The 16,065-nt window shown below is 65.6% G+C and carries 15 protein-coding genes, 2 tRNA genes and 1 riboswitch; of the genes, 3 read left to right on the top strand and 14 right to left on the bottom strand.

Features of this window, described 5'->3' with window-relative positions:
- Positions 1–30 precede the first annotated feature (30 nt).
- The gene (locus tag ABLA28_RS06435) at positions 31–741 is read left to right on the top strand and encodes a PD-(D/E)XK nuclease family protein (RefSeq protein WP_347712970.1); all 711 of its coding nucleotides are present in this window, start codon (positions 31–33) and stop codon (positions 739–741) included.
- 72 nt (positions 742–813) lie between these two features.
- Here ABLA28_RS06435 and thiT read toward each other — a convergent pair whose 3' ends face one another.
- From thiT to ABLA28_RS06420, 3 genes are all read right to left on the bottom strand, one after another.
- Positions 814–1,344 (bottom strand): energy-coupled thiamine transporter ThiT, encoded by a 531-nt coding sequence (gene thiT / locus ABLA28_RS06430; RefSeq protein WP_347712969.1) that lies wholly within the window; start codon positions 1,342–1,344, stop codon positions 814–816.
- A gap of 89 nt (positions 1,345–1,433) precedes the next feature.
- A riboswitch (TPP riboswitch) is annotated at positions 1,434–1,537 on the bottom strand.
- Positions 1,538–1,586: 49 nt separating this feature from the next.
- Complete coding sequence (locus tag ABLA28_RS06425) at positions 1,587–2,414, bottom strand: alpha/beta hydrolase (protein WP_314717197.1); 828 nt, start codon at positions 2,412–2,414, stop codon at positions 1,587–1,589.
- Between the two features lie 74 nt (positions 2,415–2,488).
- Positions 2,489–2,908 (bottom strand): acyl-CoA thioesterase, encoded by a 420-nt coding sequence (locus ABLA28_RS06420; RefSeq protein WP_299302255.1) that lies wholly within the window; start codon positions 2,906–2,908, stop codon positions 2,489–2,491.
- Positions 2,909–3,054: 146 nt separating this feature from the next.
- Here ABLA28_RS06420 and ABLA28_RS06415 point away from each other — a divergent pair.
- Positions 3,055–3,142: transfer RNA gene (locus ABLA28_RS06415), tRNA-Ser, on the top strand.
- 84 nt (positions 3,143–3,226) lie between these two features.
- Here ABLA28_RS06415 and guaD read toward each other — a convergent pair.
- The 8 genes from guaD to ABLA28_RS06375 all read right to left on the bottom strand — a co-directional run bounded on the left by guaD (position 3,227) and on the right by ABLA28_RS06375 (position 11,928).
- Entirely contained in the window at positions 3,227–4,585 is a 1,359-nt protein-coding gene (gene guaD, locus ABLA28_RS06410) for a guanine deaminase (RefSeq protein ID WP_347712968.1), read from the bottom strand.
- A gap of 272 nt (positions 4,586–4,857) precedes the next feature.
- Positions 4,858–4,945, bottom strand: a tRNA-Ser gene (locus ABLA28_RS06405).
- A 325-nt stretch (positions 4,946–5,270) separates the two neighbouring features.
- Positions 5,271–5,693, bottom strand: coding sequence for a hypothetical protein (locus ABLA28_RS06400; protein WP_347712967.1), 423 nt, complete (start codon positions 5,691–5,693; stop codon positions 5,271–5,273).
- A 74-nt stretch (positions 5,694–5,767) separates the two neighbouring features.
- On the bottom strand, positions 5,768–7,489 hold the full coding sequence (locus tag ABLA28_RS06395; RefSeq protein ID WP_347712966.1) for a DUF262 domain-containing protein: 1,722 nt from the start codon (positions 7,487–7,489) through the stop codon (positions 5,768–5,770).
- Positions 7,490–7,531: 42 nt separating this feature from the next.
- Positions 7,532–8,521 carry a UDP-glucose 4-epimerase GalE gene (gene galE, locus ABLA28_RS06390; protein ID WP_347712965.1) on the bottom strand — a complete coding sequence of 330 codons (990 nt, stop codon included), beginning with the start codon at positions 8,519–8,521 and terminating at the stop codon, positions 7,532–7,534.
- 41 nt (positions 8,522–8,562) lie between these two features.
- Entirely contained in the window at positions 8,563–9,603 is a 1,041-nt protein-coding gene (locus tag ABLA28_RS06385; RefSeq protein ID WP_347712964.1) for a galactose ABC transporter substrate-binding protein, read from the bottom strand.
- A gap of 98 nt (positions 9,604–9,701) precedes the next feature.
- The gene (locus ABLA28_RS06380; RefSeq protein WP_347712963.1) at positions 9,702–10,460 is read right to left on the bottom strand and encodes a hypothetical protein; all 759 of its coding nucleotides are present in this window, start codon (positions 10,458–10,460) and stop codon (positions 9,702–9,704) included.
- A gap of 202 nt (positions 10,461–10,662) precedes the next feature.
- Positions 10,663–11,928, bottom strand: coding sequence for a DUF4147 domain-containing protein (locus tag ABLA28_RS06375; RefSeq protein ID WP_347712962.1), 1,266 nt, complete (start codon positions 11,926–11,928; stop codon positions 10,663–10,665).
- A gap of 323 nt (positions 11,929–12,251) precedes the next feature.
- On the opposite strand from ABLA28_RS06375, the gene ABLA28_RS06370 reads away from it, so the two are divergent.
- Positions 12,252–13,469: a sensor domain-containing diguanylate cyclase gene (locus tag ABLA28_RS06370; RefSeq protein ID WP_347712961.1), complete on the top strand. Its 1,218-nt coding sequence runs from the start codon at positions 12,252–12,254 to the stop codon at positions 13,467–13,469.
- A gap of 70 nt (positions 13,470–13,539) precedes the next feature.
- On the opposite strand, the gene ABLA28_RS06365 is transcribed toward ABLA28_RS06370, so the two are convergent.
- Genes ABLA28_RS06365 through ABLA28_RS06355 form a run of 3 tightly spaced genes read right to left on the bottom strand, consistent with a single transcriptional unit; the run spans position 13,540 to position 15,994 of the window.
- Positions 13,540–14,313 carry an ABC transporter permease gene (locus ABLA28_RS06365; protein ID WP_347712960.1) on the bottom strand — a complete coding sequence of 258 codons (774 nt, stop codon included), beginning with the start codon at positions 14,311–14,313 and terminating at the stop codon, positions 13,540–13,542.
- Positions 14,314–14,331: 18 nt separating this feature from the next.
- Positions 14,332–15,318, bottom strand: coding sequence for an ABC transporter substrate-binding protein (locus ABLA28_RS06360; protein WP_347712959.1), 987 nt, complete (start codon positions 15,316–15,318; stop codon positions 14,332–14,334).
- Positions 15,311–15,994 carry a nucleoside phosphorylase gene (locus tag ABLA28_RS06355; protein ID WP_347712971.1) on the bottom strand — a complete coding sequence of 228 codons (684 nt, stop codon included), beginning with the start codon at positions 15,992–15,994 and terminating at the stop codon, positions 15,311–15,313. Before ABLA28_RS06355 ends, ABLA28_RS06360 begins: the two co-directional genes overlap by 8 nt.
- Positions 15,995–16,065 lie beyond the last annotated feature (71 nt).

Genomic DNA, 16,065 nt, shown 5'->3' with positions numbered 1-16,065 from the left:
ACACTCGACTAGTCGTCGGCAGCGTCAGATGTGTATAAGAGACAGCCCTCCGACCGCCCGATGCCGGGGGAGCGGGACGCCCTGTCCTGGTGGCTCTCGGACCCGCGCGTCCCGCAGCGTCTGCCCGCAAACCTACGGGAGGTCTGGCGCGATCCCGGCTCCCGGGAGGCCCTGGCCGACTGGCTCCACCGGTTCAAGGACTCCGAGGCCGGGGCGGAGATCGGCGGGGCCCTGAGGACGGGGCGTGCGCGGCGAGAGGCGGGCTTCCGCGTGCGGGTCGGCGGGTCGGGCCTGCCCCTGGTCGGCGCCATGGACGTGGTCTGGCGCTCCACGGGAGCGGCGGGGCTCTGGCACGTCCGGGACTACAAGATCACCCTTCCGTCGGGGGCCCCGGACGAGCTCTACCGGTCTCAGCTGGCCTTCTACGCGCTGGCGGTCCGGGAGCTCGCCGAACGGGCCTCGGAAAAGGGCGCGGGAGGAGGAAAAACGGGACTCACGAAGCAAAATTTCGAGGCGGTGGACGTCGGGCTGATCTTTCTGCGCGAGGGGGGGCTCATCGGGAGCCGACGTTCCTTTCCGCGGGACTTCGAATGGGACGGATTGAGGTCGCGGGTGCTGGAGGCGGCGCGGGGCGCCGCACTGGGGGACTGGCCGGCCCGGACCGATCGGTGCCGGGAGTGTCCCTGGGCCGGGAACTGTCCGGGCCGTCGCCGGGGACGGGCGCCGCGCGCCTCGGAGTAGATCGGAATAAAATAGAAAAGAGGGCCGGACGAGTCGCCCGGCCCTCGAAGGCGAACGGCGAAGCGGTCTCCGTCACCGTTTACCCGCGGGGTAGACCTCCTCCAGCTTCCGCAGCAAAAGCCAGGTCACGACCCCGGAGATGATGATTTTTGGCGCGAGGAACGAGCCGTTGTAGACGGCGGAGTAGACCCAGGGGTTCGTCCCCTCGGGGGCATAGCTGGCGAAGAAGATGACGCCGGAGAGGACATGGCAGGAGAACTGCACGAGCGCCGCCAGGGCCAGGCCCACCAGCCTCTGCCGCGGCAGCAGCGCCGCCAGCCCCATGGCGCCGTAGGCCGCGGGATAGTCCAGGATCGCCTGGACGGGATGCACGACATACCCGCCCAGCAGCAGGTTCATCACGCCCGCGAGCACCCCCGCGCCACAGCCCCAACACAGCCCCCTCCGCCAGGCGAACAGGATCAGCGGGACCAATTCCAGGTTGACGGAGCCCCCCTGAGGCATACGGAACAGCCGGATGTAGGACAACACGATCGAGAGGGCGATGCACAGGGCCCCCTCCACCAAAACCACGGTACGCGACGAACGAACTTGCTCCGACATGACGAAACAACCTCCCCAGACAGGATAAAAAAATGACGGCGACATCCGGGAGAGGAATTGGGCGGGAACGGGAATCCGAAAGGAACGATGGATGAGAACGAACATCTTCCTACGCCGGCATTATCCGGTTCAGGTTCCAGGGTCGAGGCCGGATTCGGCCCCCTCTCAGCGACAAGCTCCCCCGATGTGCGCTCTATGGTGACATTCAAGGCGGCGTTTGTCAAGAGGCCAGACGTCTTATGTCAGCGCCGGATCGGGCCGAAATGCTCCGTCAGGAATCGATCGAGGGCCGGAACGTAGATCTCCCGGGACTGCAGGAAGCCTCCGTTGTGGCTGCCATGGATTTCCACGAATGCCTTCCCTCCGGCCACGGCCTCGTAAAGCCGCCTTCCCTCGCGAAAGGGGACGATGCCGTCGTCCGGGCTGTGAATGCACAGGGTGGGGACGGTCAGGCGTTCGGCCGCCTCCCGGGAGTTCCAGATGTCCCCGACCGCCGCCCGCAGGAGCGGGGCCATAAAGTCCAGGTGCAGGACTCCGAACGGTGAGGCGAAGGTGGATTCCAGGATGAGCGCGCGGGGCCTGACGCTGCGCGTGAGTTCCAGAGCGACGGCGCCGCCGAGCGAGCGGCCGAAGAGCACGATGTCGCCGGAGGCCGCACCCCTGTCCTGCAGCCAGTTCCACGCCGCGCGCGCGTCCCGGGCGACGCCCTCCGGGCTTGGCGAGCCCTCGCTCTGTCCGTAGCCCCGATAGTCGAAGACGAAGGAGGACAGCCCCAGGTCGTGAAAGATACGGAGGGATTCCACGCGCCAGGAGAGATTGCCTCCGTTGCCATGGCAGAAGAGCAGCGTCGCCCGGGCGTTCTCGGCCGGGACGTACCAGGCGCGCAGACGGACGCCGTCGTCCGCGGTCAGGGTGACGTCCTCGTAGCGGAGCCCCGCATCCGCAGGCGTTGCGATGATCTCCCTCGTGGGGTGGAAGGCCAGAGACGGCAGCAGAAAACGCGCTGCGGCCATGAGAACGACGAGCGTTCCCAGCAGCAAAAAGAATGCATGCAGCAGGAATCTGGGCATGGTCCGCACCTCCCTCTATCGCCCGTCGGGCATCCAGCTGCGGCGGGATGCCCCCTCCTCGGAGTGAACGTCGATCACGGCGCCAGATGCGCGCGCATCCAGTCCGCCAGAGGGTTGCCCCTGCGCAGCAGCCTGCCGTCCTTAGAGACGAAGGCGTGGCGCGTCCAGCCCTCTGCCGCCAGCTTCCCGTCGGCGGCGCGGAACACGCGGCACCGGAACGTGACGCTGACGTTCGTAACCTCGGAGATGCGGGTCTCGATCTCGATCTCGTCGTCGTAGAACAGGGACGACTTGTAGCGGCAGCCGGCCTCGACCACGGGCAGGAGGATGCCCTCCGCCTCCCAGTCCCGATACGTCCTTCCATACGAACGGCAGAGCTCCGTCCGTCCCATCTCGAACCAATCCAGATAGCGGCCGTAATAGGCCACGCCCATCTGATCCGTCTCGCCGTAGCGCACACGCGTTCTGCACACGAACCCCTGCGGTGAATCCACGCTGCCGACCTCCTTGTCCGACGTTCATTGCACTTCCTCATCATTGTAGAGGGTCGGAGGGAGGGCTTCAAGGGCATGACGGCGGAGACGTTCGGCCAGGCCGGAAGCGGCGGAAAAGCGGAGGGTGTATAATCTCAAGGACATGCGGAGGACTGGCCGAGCGGTCGAAGGCGGCTGACTTGAAATCAGTTGGGGTGCAAGCCCCCAGGGGTTCGAATCCTCTGTCCTCCGCCAGTCGTTAAAACCGATGGTCCCCCATTCCCCCACAAACCCCGCTCCCTGAGCGGGATTTTTTATTTTTTGACCCCACAATCCCCCCTAAGGCACCTTCGGTTCGGGCAGGAGCGCGCCGTCCACGTAGCGCGCGACGATCTCCCGGTCGTCGCCCAGGTAGATGAAACGCTCCAGACGCTCCTCGAGGGAACGCCGGACCTCGTCCTTCAGGCGGGTATCGTCGATCACGAGGCAGTCCAGGGCATAGCCGCTCTCGAAGCTGCCGACCCTCCCGAAGAAGGACCCGCCGCCCTTCGTCGCGCAGTAGAAGACCTCCGCCGTCGTCAGGGGCGCTCTGCCGTCCACGTACTTCCAGCGCATCTTCGAGCACTCGACCGCGGAGGCCATCGTGTCCATTATGGAGAGCCTGTGCCCGCCGGAAACGTCCGACCCCAGCCCCACGCTGACGCCCTCCTCGAGGAAGCGCCGCACCGGGGCGATGCCGCTCGAGAGGTTCAGGTTGGAGATCGGGCAGTGCGCGACGTAGACGCCCCGCCGCTTCATCAGCGCAATCTCGTCGTCGGTGACGTGGACGCAGTGCGCCATGACGGTCGGCGTTTGGCCGAACAGTCCGAACGCATCGTAGACGGAGGCATAGTCCCTGGACTCGGGGTGCAGCTCCCGGACCCAGGCGATCTCGCCCTCGTTCTCGGACAGGTGCGACTGCACGGGCAGCTTCCGCTCCTCCGCCAGCCACCCCAGGCCCCGCATCAGCTCCTCCGTACAGGTGGGCACGAAGCGCGGGGTGAGGATGGGGCGCACGCGCTCGGCCCCGCTCCCGAAGCTCTCGACAAACCGCACCGTCTCGGCCAGCGAGGCCGCGGTCGGCTCGATGAGGGTGTCCGGGCTGTTGCGGTCCATATTGACCTTGCCCACGTACCCGCCCAGGCCGGCCGCCTCCATCAGGTCCGCGAGGACCCGCGCGGATGGGGCGTGAATGGTGGCGAAGACGGCGGCCCGCATCGTGCCCACCCTCCAGAGCTCCCGGACGAAGCGTCCGTAGACGCGCTTCGCGTAGCCCTCGTCCCCGAACTTCGCCTCCTCGGGAAAGGTGTAGGCGTTCAGCCAGGGCAGCAGCTCCCTGTCCATACCAAGGCCCCGGTTCGGGAACTGAGGCGCGTGGACGTGGAGGTCATTGAAGCCGGGGACGATAAGACGGTCCCCGCAATCCTCGACGTGGACGCCCGCGTAGGCGTCGGGCAGGATGTCGTAGACGCCCGACACCTTTCCGCCCTCGGCCACGAGACAGGCGTCGGGCCTTACGGCCAGTCTTTCGGGGGACTCGGCGTAGACGATCTGCCCCTTCAGAACGATGATATCCTTCATCTCGACGGCTCCCTCCTTATTAAAGTTATCGTCCGCGGCGGCGATCGGAGGAGGTCCGGTCAGGATGTAACGGACCATGAAGCTCGCTCCCGGCGCAGGGAGCCCCTAAGGGATTCAAGCATTGTCGAACGGGATAAGCGATGCACTTCCGCCGGCGATGCGCTGCGAGCACGATCCGTGTGACGCCTGCAATGAAATTCATCCTGCTGCCGGAGAACCATTCCTGCGTTGATATTCACTTTGGCGCTTTGGGTGGAGGGGGCGCCCTCAAAGGACTTCCCTGCTCTCCGAAGCCTGACGGTATGCGCGAAATCGGGGATATTTCGATGGGACTTTCTTGGAAATGAAAATGGCGGAGACGTAGAGATTCGAACTCTAGGAGCATTGCTGCTCAGACGCTCTCCAAGCGCCCGCCTTCGACCACTCGGCCACGTCTCCGCAAAAACGCGAAGCCTATTATACACTCGATGCGCCGTTTGGGGAAGGGGGCAATACGCGCCCCCCTCCCGTGCCCCATCCCGTCACAGTCCCGCCACGAACCGATCGAAGGCGGACATACCTTCCGCGTCACGCTTGAACACCGCGCTGTCATGCAGCACCTGCTCGAAGACGCACCCCACCTCCGCCCGCAGCATCGCCTCTACGGCTTTACCCCGCAGGCCCGATGCCGCCCGCGGAGGTCCATCGGGATCAGCCGCAGGTTCTGGCGGGCCGGATGGTTCGCGTTTCCGTAAAACCCCTCGTTCTCGCGGCAGAGCAGGCATTAGGGATAGGAGGACAGCGCGGCGGTGCGTGCCCGGGCGATCTCGCGGGGGTCCTTCTCGGGCTTGGGGAGGTTGATGGTGATGTCCAGCTCGCCGTACTCCGTGGCGGCCGTCCACGACGGGCGAGGCGCGAGAGCCCCCATCAGCCGCGTGTCCAGCAGGTCGTGGTCCGTCGCCATGTCCGGGGTCAGTCCGGCCTCCACGGCCCAGTCCAGGACACGCTCCAGAATCGGGGCGGGCGTCAGGATAGCCTCGAAATTTTCCTCAGGACGCTCCTGCAAGCAGGGCTCTGGGGAAAAATCCGTTACCCCCAGCTCCCCGATGAGGACGTTGGCGGCCAAGGGCCCGATCAGCCCGCGGCTCAGGGCAAAGCGGAGCAGACGGTTCAGCTCATGGTTGATGTCGACGGCAGAATTCAGCATCGCAGACGCCTCCCAAAAACATGGGGCTTCGCCCCATACCCCGCCCAGGGGAACGGGCTCCCCTGGCCCCCTGTCTAACCTCCGAAATCCACCTTCCAGATGCCTGCGGCGATAGCCGCGAGACAGTTCTGCCTGGCCTCGACTCTGGATGCGTCCCAGGTTTCGTAATGCTCGGCGATCGCACGGGTGATCTGAAACGCGCTTTTCGGATAGACCTTGCGCTTTTCCGCGTAGTCCTGGTTGCCCAGCGCCCGGTTCAGCTTATTTTCGAGCGGCGTCATGTTGCCGATACGGTAGATAAAGCGTTCCTGGCTGGACTCGTCGATGTGGGACCAGGCTTCCGAGGGATGCTCCGGAAGGATGTGCTCCAAGGTGTAGGCGGCGCTCTCGAAATCGAGATCCTGGCCGGAACACTGCCGCTCGATCTCGAAGAGAATGTAGCGCGCCACCTTTTTGTTGCGGCTGTTGCCCGTGCGCAGCTCCTTCTCTCCAAAGGCGGCCTTGAACGGCCCGTCGTCGGGATAGACGCTCTGCAGCGCTTCGATCACCTCGGAAGGACGCTCGTATTTCCCGTTCGAGACCTTCCACGCGATCGCGTTGTACAGGCGTTCCTGCTCGTGAGCCTGAAGGTTGCAGATGACGTTGTAGCGGAAGGACACCACCGCCACCGCCTTGACGATCCGGGTGAACGCGGCCCTGTCGGACTCGTAAAATCTGGCCCGACAGGCCATGAGCATCGCCAGAGGCTGACGCACGTTGAACATCAGCAGTTGTTCGAGCGCACGTTTTTCGTCGCGATTCCACGAGCTATCCTGAGGGTCCCGGAGCGCCGCGTACAGGCCGGCGCAGTGGTCCAGACGGCGCAGCAGCTCGAAGGCGGCTTCGCGGGTCGCGACCTTCCTGCGGATGGTCTTGAAGAGCTCGGCCTTGCGCACCAGAGAATTCCGACTGTTCCAGAAAACCCGAAGAAACTCGGGAAAGCTCTCGCTCCCCAGCAGACCGACGATGCGTTCCCATCGTTCCTCAAGGGCCTTGAGTTCCGTTTCGTGGGACTCCTGAGAGCTGATGACCGAAAACAGGTAGTTTTTCAGCAGGTCGGTCGCGGACAGCCTCACCCCGCGGGCGTTGAGGGTCTCGAACACCTTGAAGGCGTTCAGTTCGTCGGTCACGGTGATGACGGTGAAAAAAAGTTTGTCCACGAGGGAGTCCAGAAAGGCCGCCAGATTCTCCCCGCTGGAGACCGTCATGCCGCATCGGGCTCTGATGCGCTCCCTGAACCAGATGAAGGCCTTGCGCAGCTGATGCTCCGAGGCGTTGAGTCCTCTCTGGGGCAGATTTTCGAGGGGAACCAGATAGTTCTGATAAAAGCGGTTGTTGTGCCGGTTCAGTTCCAGCTTGGAACGCGGCACCAACGTCACCGGGTCGAGGTAGCCGATATAGCTTCCCCGAAGCTGCTCTTTCCTTACGTTGTTCCTTTCAGCATCCAACTCGGCCTCCACAAGGTCCTGAAGATGCCCTAATCCGGCCAGGAGCATCACGCTGATCGTCGTGAGGCGCTGCTGGCCGTCGATGATGTCGAAACGTTTGCTGTCCGAGGACTGCAGGACCAGGTATCCCATATAGTGCGCGGGCTCCCCGTCGGGCTCGAACAGCCCGAGGAGGTCCTGCCACAGGTCGTCCCACTCGTCCTCCGTCCAGGAGTAATCCCGCTGGAAGGCGGGGACGTGGTAGCTCAGTCCGTTGCCAAAGAGCTGCCTGAACGTGGAGTTCGCCGTGTTGAAATTGAGTGCCGCCACACTCCATCCCACCTTTCCCCTAAGCCCAATAGCCGTACGGCCTCAGTCCCCGTACCCGTCCGGGTGGCTGCGGTGCCAGTTCCACGCCGTCGCGACGATATCCTCCATGTTGGTGACGCGCGGGGTCCAGCCCAGGACCTTCCTCGCCCTCGTGCTGTCGGCCACCAGCCGCGCCGGGTCGCCCGCACGGCGCGGGCCGACCTCCACGGGAATCGCGTGGCCCGTCGCGGCGCAGGCCGCCTCGATCATCGCCCTCACCGAGTAACCGTCGCCGCTGCCCAGGTTGAAGATGCCGCCCTCCCCGCCTCCGCGAAGGTGGTCCAATGCCCGGAGGTGCGCATCGACCAGGTCGGAGACATGGACGTAATCCCGGATGCAGGTGCCGTCCGGCGTGGGGTAATCGTCCCCGTAGATCGTGACGTGCGTCCGCCGGCCCAGCGGAACCTGGAGGATGATGGGCACCAGATGCGTCTCGCACCGGTGATCCTCGCCGATGCTGCCGTCCTCGCGCGCTCCCGCCACGTTGAAGTAGCGCAGCGAAACGTATCGGATGCCGTGCCGCAGCCCCACCCAGTGCATCATGCGCTCCATCATCCGCTTGGTCTCGCCGTAGGGGTTGGTGGGCAGGGTCTCGTCGTCCTCCGTGATGGGAACGCGCTTCGGCTCGCCGTAGACCGACGCGGAGGAGGAGAACACGATCCTGTCCAGGCCGTGCCGCTCCATCGCCTCCAGCAGGACCTGCATCCCGTACACGTTGTTGTTGAAGTAGCGGAGCGGCCGCTCAACGCTTTCGCCCACCAGGGAGCAGGCGCAGAAGTGAACGACCGCCTCTATGGGATGTTCGCCCATGATCCTGTCCAGCAGCGCCGCGTCTCGGACATCGCCCTCGTAGAAGGGCACGGACTCCGGCAACGCCGCCCGGTGTCCGGTCCAGAGGTTGTCCAGCACCACCACGCTCTCGCCCCGGTCCAGCAGGGCCCGCACGTTATGGGAACCGATGTAGCCGGCCCCGCCGCAGATCAGAACGGACATGAAGAACCTCTCCAAAATTCACCGGACACCGGATCGCCCGCCTACATCAATCTCTTGAAGTTCTCGGTCGTGACCTTCATATAGGGAATCCAGATGTACTTTCCGTCGGTCACCTCGTAGCCGACGGTCTCCTTGTCGATAGCCCTGCCCTGCGCGGCCGCGAAGGCGGCTCGGACCGCGGCGGCTCCCTGGCTCCGGGCGTCGTTCAGCACCGTGCCCAGCAGGGTCCCCTGGCCCATGGCCTCGAGTGCCGGCGCCGTGGCATCCACGCCCACAACGGGGATGTACTTCGCGGCGTCGCCCAGGTTATAGCCCTCGGCCTTCAGTGCAGCGATGGCGCCCAGGGCCATGCTGTCGTTGTTCGCCACCACGGCCTCGATCCTGTCCAGTCCCACGGAGGCGATGAAGCCCTTCATCCTCTCGGCGCCCTGGGCCTTGTCCCAGTTTGCCGTTTCGCTGGCCAGTTCCTCTACCTCGAACCCGCCGTCCTTCATCGCCTTGACGGAGAACTCCGTTCGCAGAATGGCGTCCTGCTGCCCCTCTCCGCCGCGCAGCATGACGTACTGAATTTTGCCGTCCCTGTTCCTGTCCGCCTCGGGATGTCCCTTGAAGTAGTCCACGATCAGCTCGCCCAACAGCCTTCCGGACTCCTCCGCGTGGGTCCCGACGTAGCAGGCCTTATCGTAGGACTTCATGACCTCGGCGTCTGGCTCGCGGTTGAGAAAGACGATCGGCAGGTTCGCCGCCCTGGCCTTCTCCAGGAGCGAAGCGGCCACCGCCCGGTCCACGGGATTGACGAGATTGACGATCAGCGCCTTCGCGCCCTTGTTGATGAAGGCGCCCACCTGGCCGTCCTGGACCGGCTGCTGGTTCTGCGAGTCCGCGACCTCCAGCTCGCCCCCCAGCTTCTTCATCTCCGAGACCATGTTCCTGCGCACGCCCTTCATGAAGGTGTCGTCAAACTTGTAGATGCAGGCGCCGACCAGTACATCCGACGCCATGGCCGCACCCGCCGCACAGAACGCACAAAAAACGAGCAGCCCCGCCGCCGAAAACAACCCATCTCTCCACTTCATTTTCATCGCCAAATCCCTCCTGCAATCGTCTGTCGTCTTTGGTCAAGCCGCCCGAGGTTCTGAAAACAGCTCCGATCAGCCACTCCCGGGGAAAATTCAGAAAATCAGTTGCTCCGCGGCCGGGGAACGGGGTTGAAGATCACGTCGCCCACCTCCAAGGAGGAGCCGGGCTCCTGATCGGAACTGACGCCGAACTCCTCCGGCAGCCCCACGGGCGCGGCGCGGAACTCCTCCTTGGCCGCGGCCCGTTCCTGCGGGACCGTCAGCGTGGAACCGTCCACGGCACGTCCCCATCGTTTCAGGACCGAGGCCCGCGCGGAGTCCGAGAAACGCAGGGGGCTCCACCAATACCGATCCGTCCCCGGCGTCCGGAAGAACAGCTCGTTCCGGTCCTCCCCGGAGCCCTCGGCGGCCTCCGCAGCGGGGGCCCCGGATGCCCCCAGCCGAAGCGCCTCCATCCAGGCGAAGGACGCGCCCATCCAAGGAGCTCCGCCCGGAGCGTCCAGGACGCTCAGCTCGGGGGCATTCGCCCTCAGAAACTTGCGGGCGGGCGAATAGGGGTCCACGGCCACACCCACCCACCAGGCCCCTTCGTACGATGCGACGCGGACGGACCCGGGCCAGCCGGACGGCAGGGTATCCCTCTGAAAGAAGCGCCCCAGCTGTTCGGGCGACGAAATGGCCCCAGGCTCCGCGTGATAGAGGTTCATGGCCGCGGACAGCGCATAGAGCGCCCCCACCACCCGATGCACCTCCACGTCCGGCTCGACCGTGACGGCACTGGCCGGGGCGGAGGGAGCGCAGGGGGCGAGGGAGACCAAAAACAGCAGGAAGCCCAGGATTGCGGAATGAACATATCGCATCTCGAAAAAGCTCTCCCTTCCAAATTCCGGATCAGGATTCCGGGTCAGGGCCCGGGAACGGCGTCCCGCGCCGAACACATCCCGCCTTTATTCTATCAGCATCGCCCGAATTTTAAGCAGCGGCTCCAGCTTCCCGGCGGTTTTCGGCGCACCGGCGCCTCCGCGAAGGCCGCGGGGCCCTCGGCTGCCGGCCCAGGACGGATCAGGCGCCGCAGAGCGCCAGCGCCAGGTCGTTGACGTTCGTCCCCGTCGGGCCCGTGACCACGAGGGAGTCCGCTGCCGACAGCGCCGTGTACGAATCGTTGTCCGCCAGGACCCTCTCGATGTCGATCCCGCGCCCCCGCAGCAGCTCCGCCGTGCCCCCATCCACGATCCCGCCGGCCGCGTCGGTTGGCCCGTCCGTGCCGTCCGAGCCTACGGAGGCAACGACCGTATTGTCCAACCCCGCAATGCCCCGCGCGGCCGACAGCGCCAGCTCCTGATTGCGCCCTCCCCTGCCCCTTCCAGTGAGGCGGACCACCGTCTCCCCGCCCAGGATCAGGGCGCAGGGCGCCTCGACAGGGCGTCCCGAGGCCCGCACCTCGCGCGCCAGAGCGGCCAGAAACGCGCCCGCCCCGCGCGCCTCGCAGTCCAGGGTCGTGGTCAGGACGAGCGGCGTATAGCCCAAGCCTCGGGCCGCGTCCTCCGCGGCCGAGCAAAGCGCGCCCACGCTCCCCGTGACAACGGCCGTGACGTTGCCGAGGCGCTTCGGGGTCTCCAGCCTCAGGAGCTCCTCCAACCCGGGGCGAAGCGAGATGCCGTACTTCCGCACGGTCGCCAGGACCTCCTCCGCCGTATCGGCGTCCGGCCAGGCCGGGCCGGACGCGATGCTGTCCAGCCGGTCGCCCAGCACGTCGGAGAGCACCACGGCGTGGACGTGCGCGGGCGCGGCCATCTGCGCAAAACGCCCGCCCTTGACCGAGGAGAGGCGCTTGCGGATCCGGTTGACCTCCACGATGTCGGCCCCGCAGGCCAGGAGCTGGTCCGTCACGGCAACGAGGTCGTCCAGCGTCACACCGTCCATCGGGCGCTCGAAGAGCGCCGAGCCGCCCCCCGAGACGAGGAAGAGCACGGTATCGTCGGGGCCGAGCCCCCGGACCTTCCGCAGGAGCGCCTCCGTCCCCCTCAGGGTGTTCCCGTCCGGGAGGGGGTGTCCCGCCTCGAAGATCTCCAGCCCATCGATCGGGCCCATCGAGTGCCCATACTTCGTGATGACCGCCCCGCCCGAGAGGTCCGGTCCCAGGAAGTCCGCCGCAGCCCTCGCCATGCGCCACGCGGCCTTGCCGATCGCGGCGGCGACGACCCTGCCCTTCCCCCGGCGCCCGGAGAAGGCCTCGCCCGCCAGGGCCTCCTTCACGGCGCTCTCCGGCAACACCCTCCGGATGGCCTCGTGAACGATCTTCAGCGCGTCCTGTCGCAGGGACCGCATCGTGTTCTCCTCCCCCTTCGGATGCCCTCTCGGACAGATCTGCCCGGGCAACACGCTCTCAGGCCCGGCCTTTTCCGTTATTCTACTCCTCCGCCTCCATCTATGGGGACCTTGGGGGCGAAGCGGCTATCTTTTGTGATATCATTTTCCCGGAGTTCTCATGAAGTTTCGCCGGCCTGCGGACATGCGGGCCGGACCCCCCTAACGCCATCCGCACTCGGGAGGCCGAACCGGCAAAGGAGGTAAGCGCCATACTCAGGAACGGCTCCACCCAAGAGCAGGATCCCTCGGAACTCGACGAAGTCCTGACCTACTTTCACGGGTTGGCGTTCCAGTCCGACCCCAGGACGGCCCTCCCGGCCGCTCTGGAGGGGGACGACAGGGCTCTTGCCCTCAGGGACGCCCTGCTTCAGGTCCGCACCACGCTCATGAGAATGCACGAGGGCGATCTCGACGGCAGGATCGACGCCGAAGGATTCCTTGGCGTCCTGCTCGATATGCTCCGGATGGACCTGAAACATGCGATGGAGCTGATAGACCGCACAGCCGGGGAAAACGTCCGCCCGAGCACGGAGCCCTTGGGCGGGCTTGCGGAGATGCTCAACCGGACGGCGGAGAAGTCCGCCCGTACGGTTGAACGTTTGAAGGCCGAGGAGGAGCGGTGGCGCCTTGTCCTTGAATGCAGCAGGGATGGGGTGTTCGAGTTTTTTCCGGGCACATGGGAGAGGACCTTCTGCTCCTCCGGGCTCGCCGAGATGCAGCGCACCTCCCTGAAGGAGCTTCCCCCCGTGAAGCGCTGGATCAAGTTCATCCATCCCGAGGACGTCAAGGCCCGGCATATCCTGAAGGATATTCTGCAGCGGACCTACATCAAGGGAACCTACGACGTCGTCTTCCGCCTGCTCTGCGCGGACGGCGTCTACCGCTGGCGTCAGTGCCGCGGGCAGGTATTCCGGGACGCGGAGGGAAGGGTCGCCCGCACCCTGGGCATCCTCAGGGATATTCACAGCCGCAAGGAGCGGGAGGACGATTTCAAGTACCGCGCCACCCACGACGTCCTTACCGGGCTTCCCAGCAGGCCGCTCTTCCACCAGCACCTTCTTCAGATGATGGCCAGCGCCAAGCGCACGGGCAAGGCCGTCCTGGTCGTCATGGCGGACCTGGACCATTTCAAGGACGTCAACGACACCCTGGGACACCACGCGGGGGACCTGCTGCTCCAGGAGTTCGCCGGCCGCCTCCGCGCGAGCATCCGCACCAGCGACATCGCCGCCCGTGTGGGCGGCGACGAGTTCGCTCTGCTCCTGACCTGCGACCCCGATCCCCACAAATATGCCGCCGCCATCCAGAGGATACGGGCCTCCCTGGAGGCCCCGACCTGTCTCGAGAATACGTGCTACCAGATACACGCCAGTATGGGCATCGCCGTCTATCCTCAGGACGGGGACGAGCTCCTGGTCCTGCTGAAGCGCGCCGACAACGCCCTGTACCAGGCGAAGAACTCGGGACGCAACACGTATCGCTTCTACACTCCCTCATAGAATCGGGCCCACCGTTTGTACTGGTGGGCCCGATTCTGGCATGGCTTGGATCCGGCACAACGCCCGCGGTCTATACGGGTTCCGCCTCCGGTTCCCGCCAGGCGACCAGACGGCGTTCGGCAAAGGCGACCAGGAGGTAGAGCAGCAGGCCGATCAGGCTCAACACGATGACGGAGGCCAGGATCAGGTTGATGTCGCTGGTCTCGTTCCCCAGCATCAGAAGGAAGCCCATCCCCGCCTTGCTGCCGATCATCTCGCCGACGACCGCCCCGATGACGGCCTGCGTGACGGCCACCTTCATCCCCGAGAGCAGCCAGGAGAGGGACGCGGGGAGCTCCAGATAGGCGAAGCGCTGCCAGGCCGTGGCCCCCAGGACCGAGAGAAGCTGGTGCAGGTTGGCGTCGATGTCCCGGATCGCGGCCACCTCGTTGACCATGATGGGGAAGAAGACCACCAGGACCACCAGCGCCACCTTCGACTCGATGCCGAGCCCGAACCAGAGGATCAAAAGCGGCGCGATCGAGATCTTGGGAGCCGTCTGCACGATCAGGACAAAGGGCATCACCAGGCGCTCCAGAAGACGGGACCTCGCGACCCAATACCCGGCGGCAACCCCGGCCGCGGCCCCGATAAGGACGCCCACGAAAACCTCGTGAAGCGTCACGCCCACGTGCCGCAGCATGTCCCCCCGCGTGAAGTGGAAGACCAGGTGCTTCAGAACGTCCTCCGGCTGCGGCAGCAGGTTCGGCGGGACGTCGAAGGCCGCGATGTAGGCCTTCCACCCCCAGATCAGCAGGGGGAACACGGCCGCGGGGGGCAGCCAGTTCAGCAGAGCTCGGCGCATGCGGACCGTCTCCCGCCCCTAGGGCCTCACGTAAAGCAGGTCCTCCGCCGATGGAGCCATTTTCAGCACGCCGTACTCCTTCAGGATGGCGATGGACCGTCCCCAGCGCTCCACGTCGGAGGCCCCCAGCCCGTGCGCCTTCGTGTAGTCGCTGGTCCAGAGGTAGGGGATGAAGATCTCGTCCAGGATCCTCGTCACGACGTCGACGCGGTCGCCGAAGCTCGGCGCGTATTTGCTCACGGAGAGCTCGACGGCCTCGCGGCTGTGCCCGCCGATGATGTAATCCAGGGACTTGTCGAGGGCCGCGACGAACTTTTCCACCAGCTCGGGCTCGTCCTTCAGCAGCTTCTCCCCCGCGATCAGGACGTTTCCGTGCGAGGGCAGGAAGGTGTCGGACCGGATCTCGTCCACATCCACCCCCTGATTGCGCAGCTCCACGGTCCTCAGCATGGAGAAGACGATGGCGTCCACCTGTCCGTCGGCAAGGGCGCCCACGATGGCTCCCGTGCCGATGACCTCCAGGTCGAGGTCCGAGACGGCGAGGCCGGCCTCCTTGAGCATGACCTGGAGCTGAATGTAGTTCGGGCTCGCCAGGCTGGTGACCGCAACCTTCTTCCCCTTGAGGTCGGCCGGTCCGGAGATCCCGCTCGACCGCTTGAAGATCGTCGCACCCAACCCATGCTGATAGGTCGTATGGACCACCTTGACGGGGATCCCGGCCCCTCGGCCCACGATGACCGAATCCGCGTTGGGAAAGCCGAACTCCACGTTGCCCACGCCCACGTTCTTGACGATATCCGCCCCCGCGGAATAGTAGAACTCCACGTCGAGTCCCTGCTCGGCGAAATACCCCTTCTCCTGCGCCAGATAGAGCGGCGCGTAATAGGGGACGGCCGCCCCGTCGATCTGGATGGACACCTTGCGCAGGTCGGCGGCCTCCGCCCCCCGGCCGAACACGGCGCTCCCCAGCAGCACCAGCGCACCCAAAAGCAACTTCCTAATCATCTCCACACACGTCCTTTCCCATTTTCATCGCTTCCGGCTCCTCGAGCCTCAATCTTTCGTACAGACGGCGGGCCCCCGAGAGCGCAACCCGGCACAGGCGCCCCTGCGACTCCCCGTCGTCCACCAGCCAGCGATTCGTGACGCGGTTGCAGTGCACGGCGACGATGCTGCCCGCATGGACCCCGTACAGGGAGCCGAGGGTCAGGACCGTCTCGGCCTCCATCTCCATGTTCAGCACCCCGAGGCCGAGCATCTCCCGATACAGGGCGTCATCGTCCGGCCGGGCGGAGGGCCCGGCGCGCCCCTGCCCGCGGTAGAAGCTCCCCATGGAGGCCCCGATGCCGACATGCCACCTCGCCCCATGCTCGCGGCACGCATCGCGCAGGCACTCCAGGACGTCGAAGGATGCGACCGCGGGGTACTCCGGGCGCGCGTAGTGGATCGACGCCCCTCCCAGGCGCACCATGCCCGAGTTGAGGATCAGGTCGCCGCACTCGATGCCGACGCGCAGCGCCCCGCATCCCCCGACCCGGATCAGGGCCCTGGCCCCGGAACGGATCAGCTCCACGACCGCGATCTCGGTCGAGGGCGCGCCGATTCCCGTGGAACAGACCGTCATGGGGACCCCATCGAACGTCCCCCGCCCGACGAGGAACTCCCGGTTGTCCGAGACGATGCGGAAATCCCGCAGCCCCTCCCCTATCCCTGTCTCTTATACACATCTCCGAGCCCACGAGACGGAGCTAC

Source organism: uncultured Fretibacterium sp., from assembly GCF_963544685.1.
Classification (GTDB): domain Bacteria; phylum Synergistota; class Synergistia; order Synergistales; family Aminobacteriaceae; genus CAJPSE01.
This window is presented reverse-complemented; position numbering and strand designations above follow the sequence as displayed.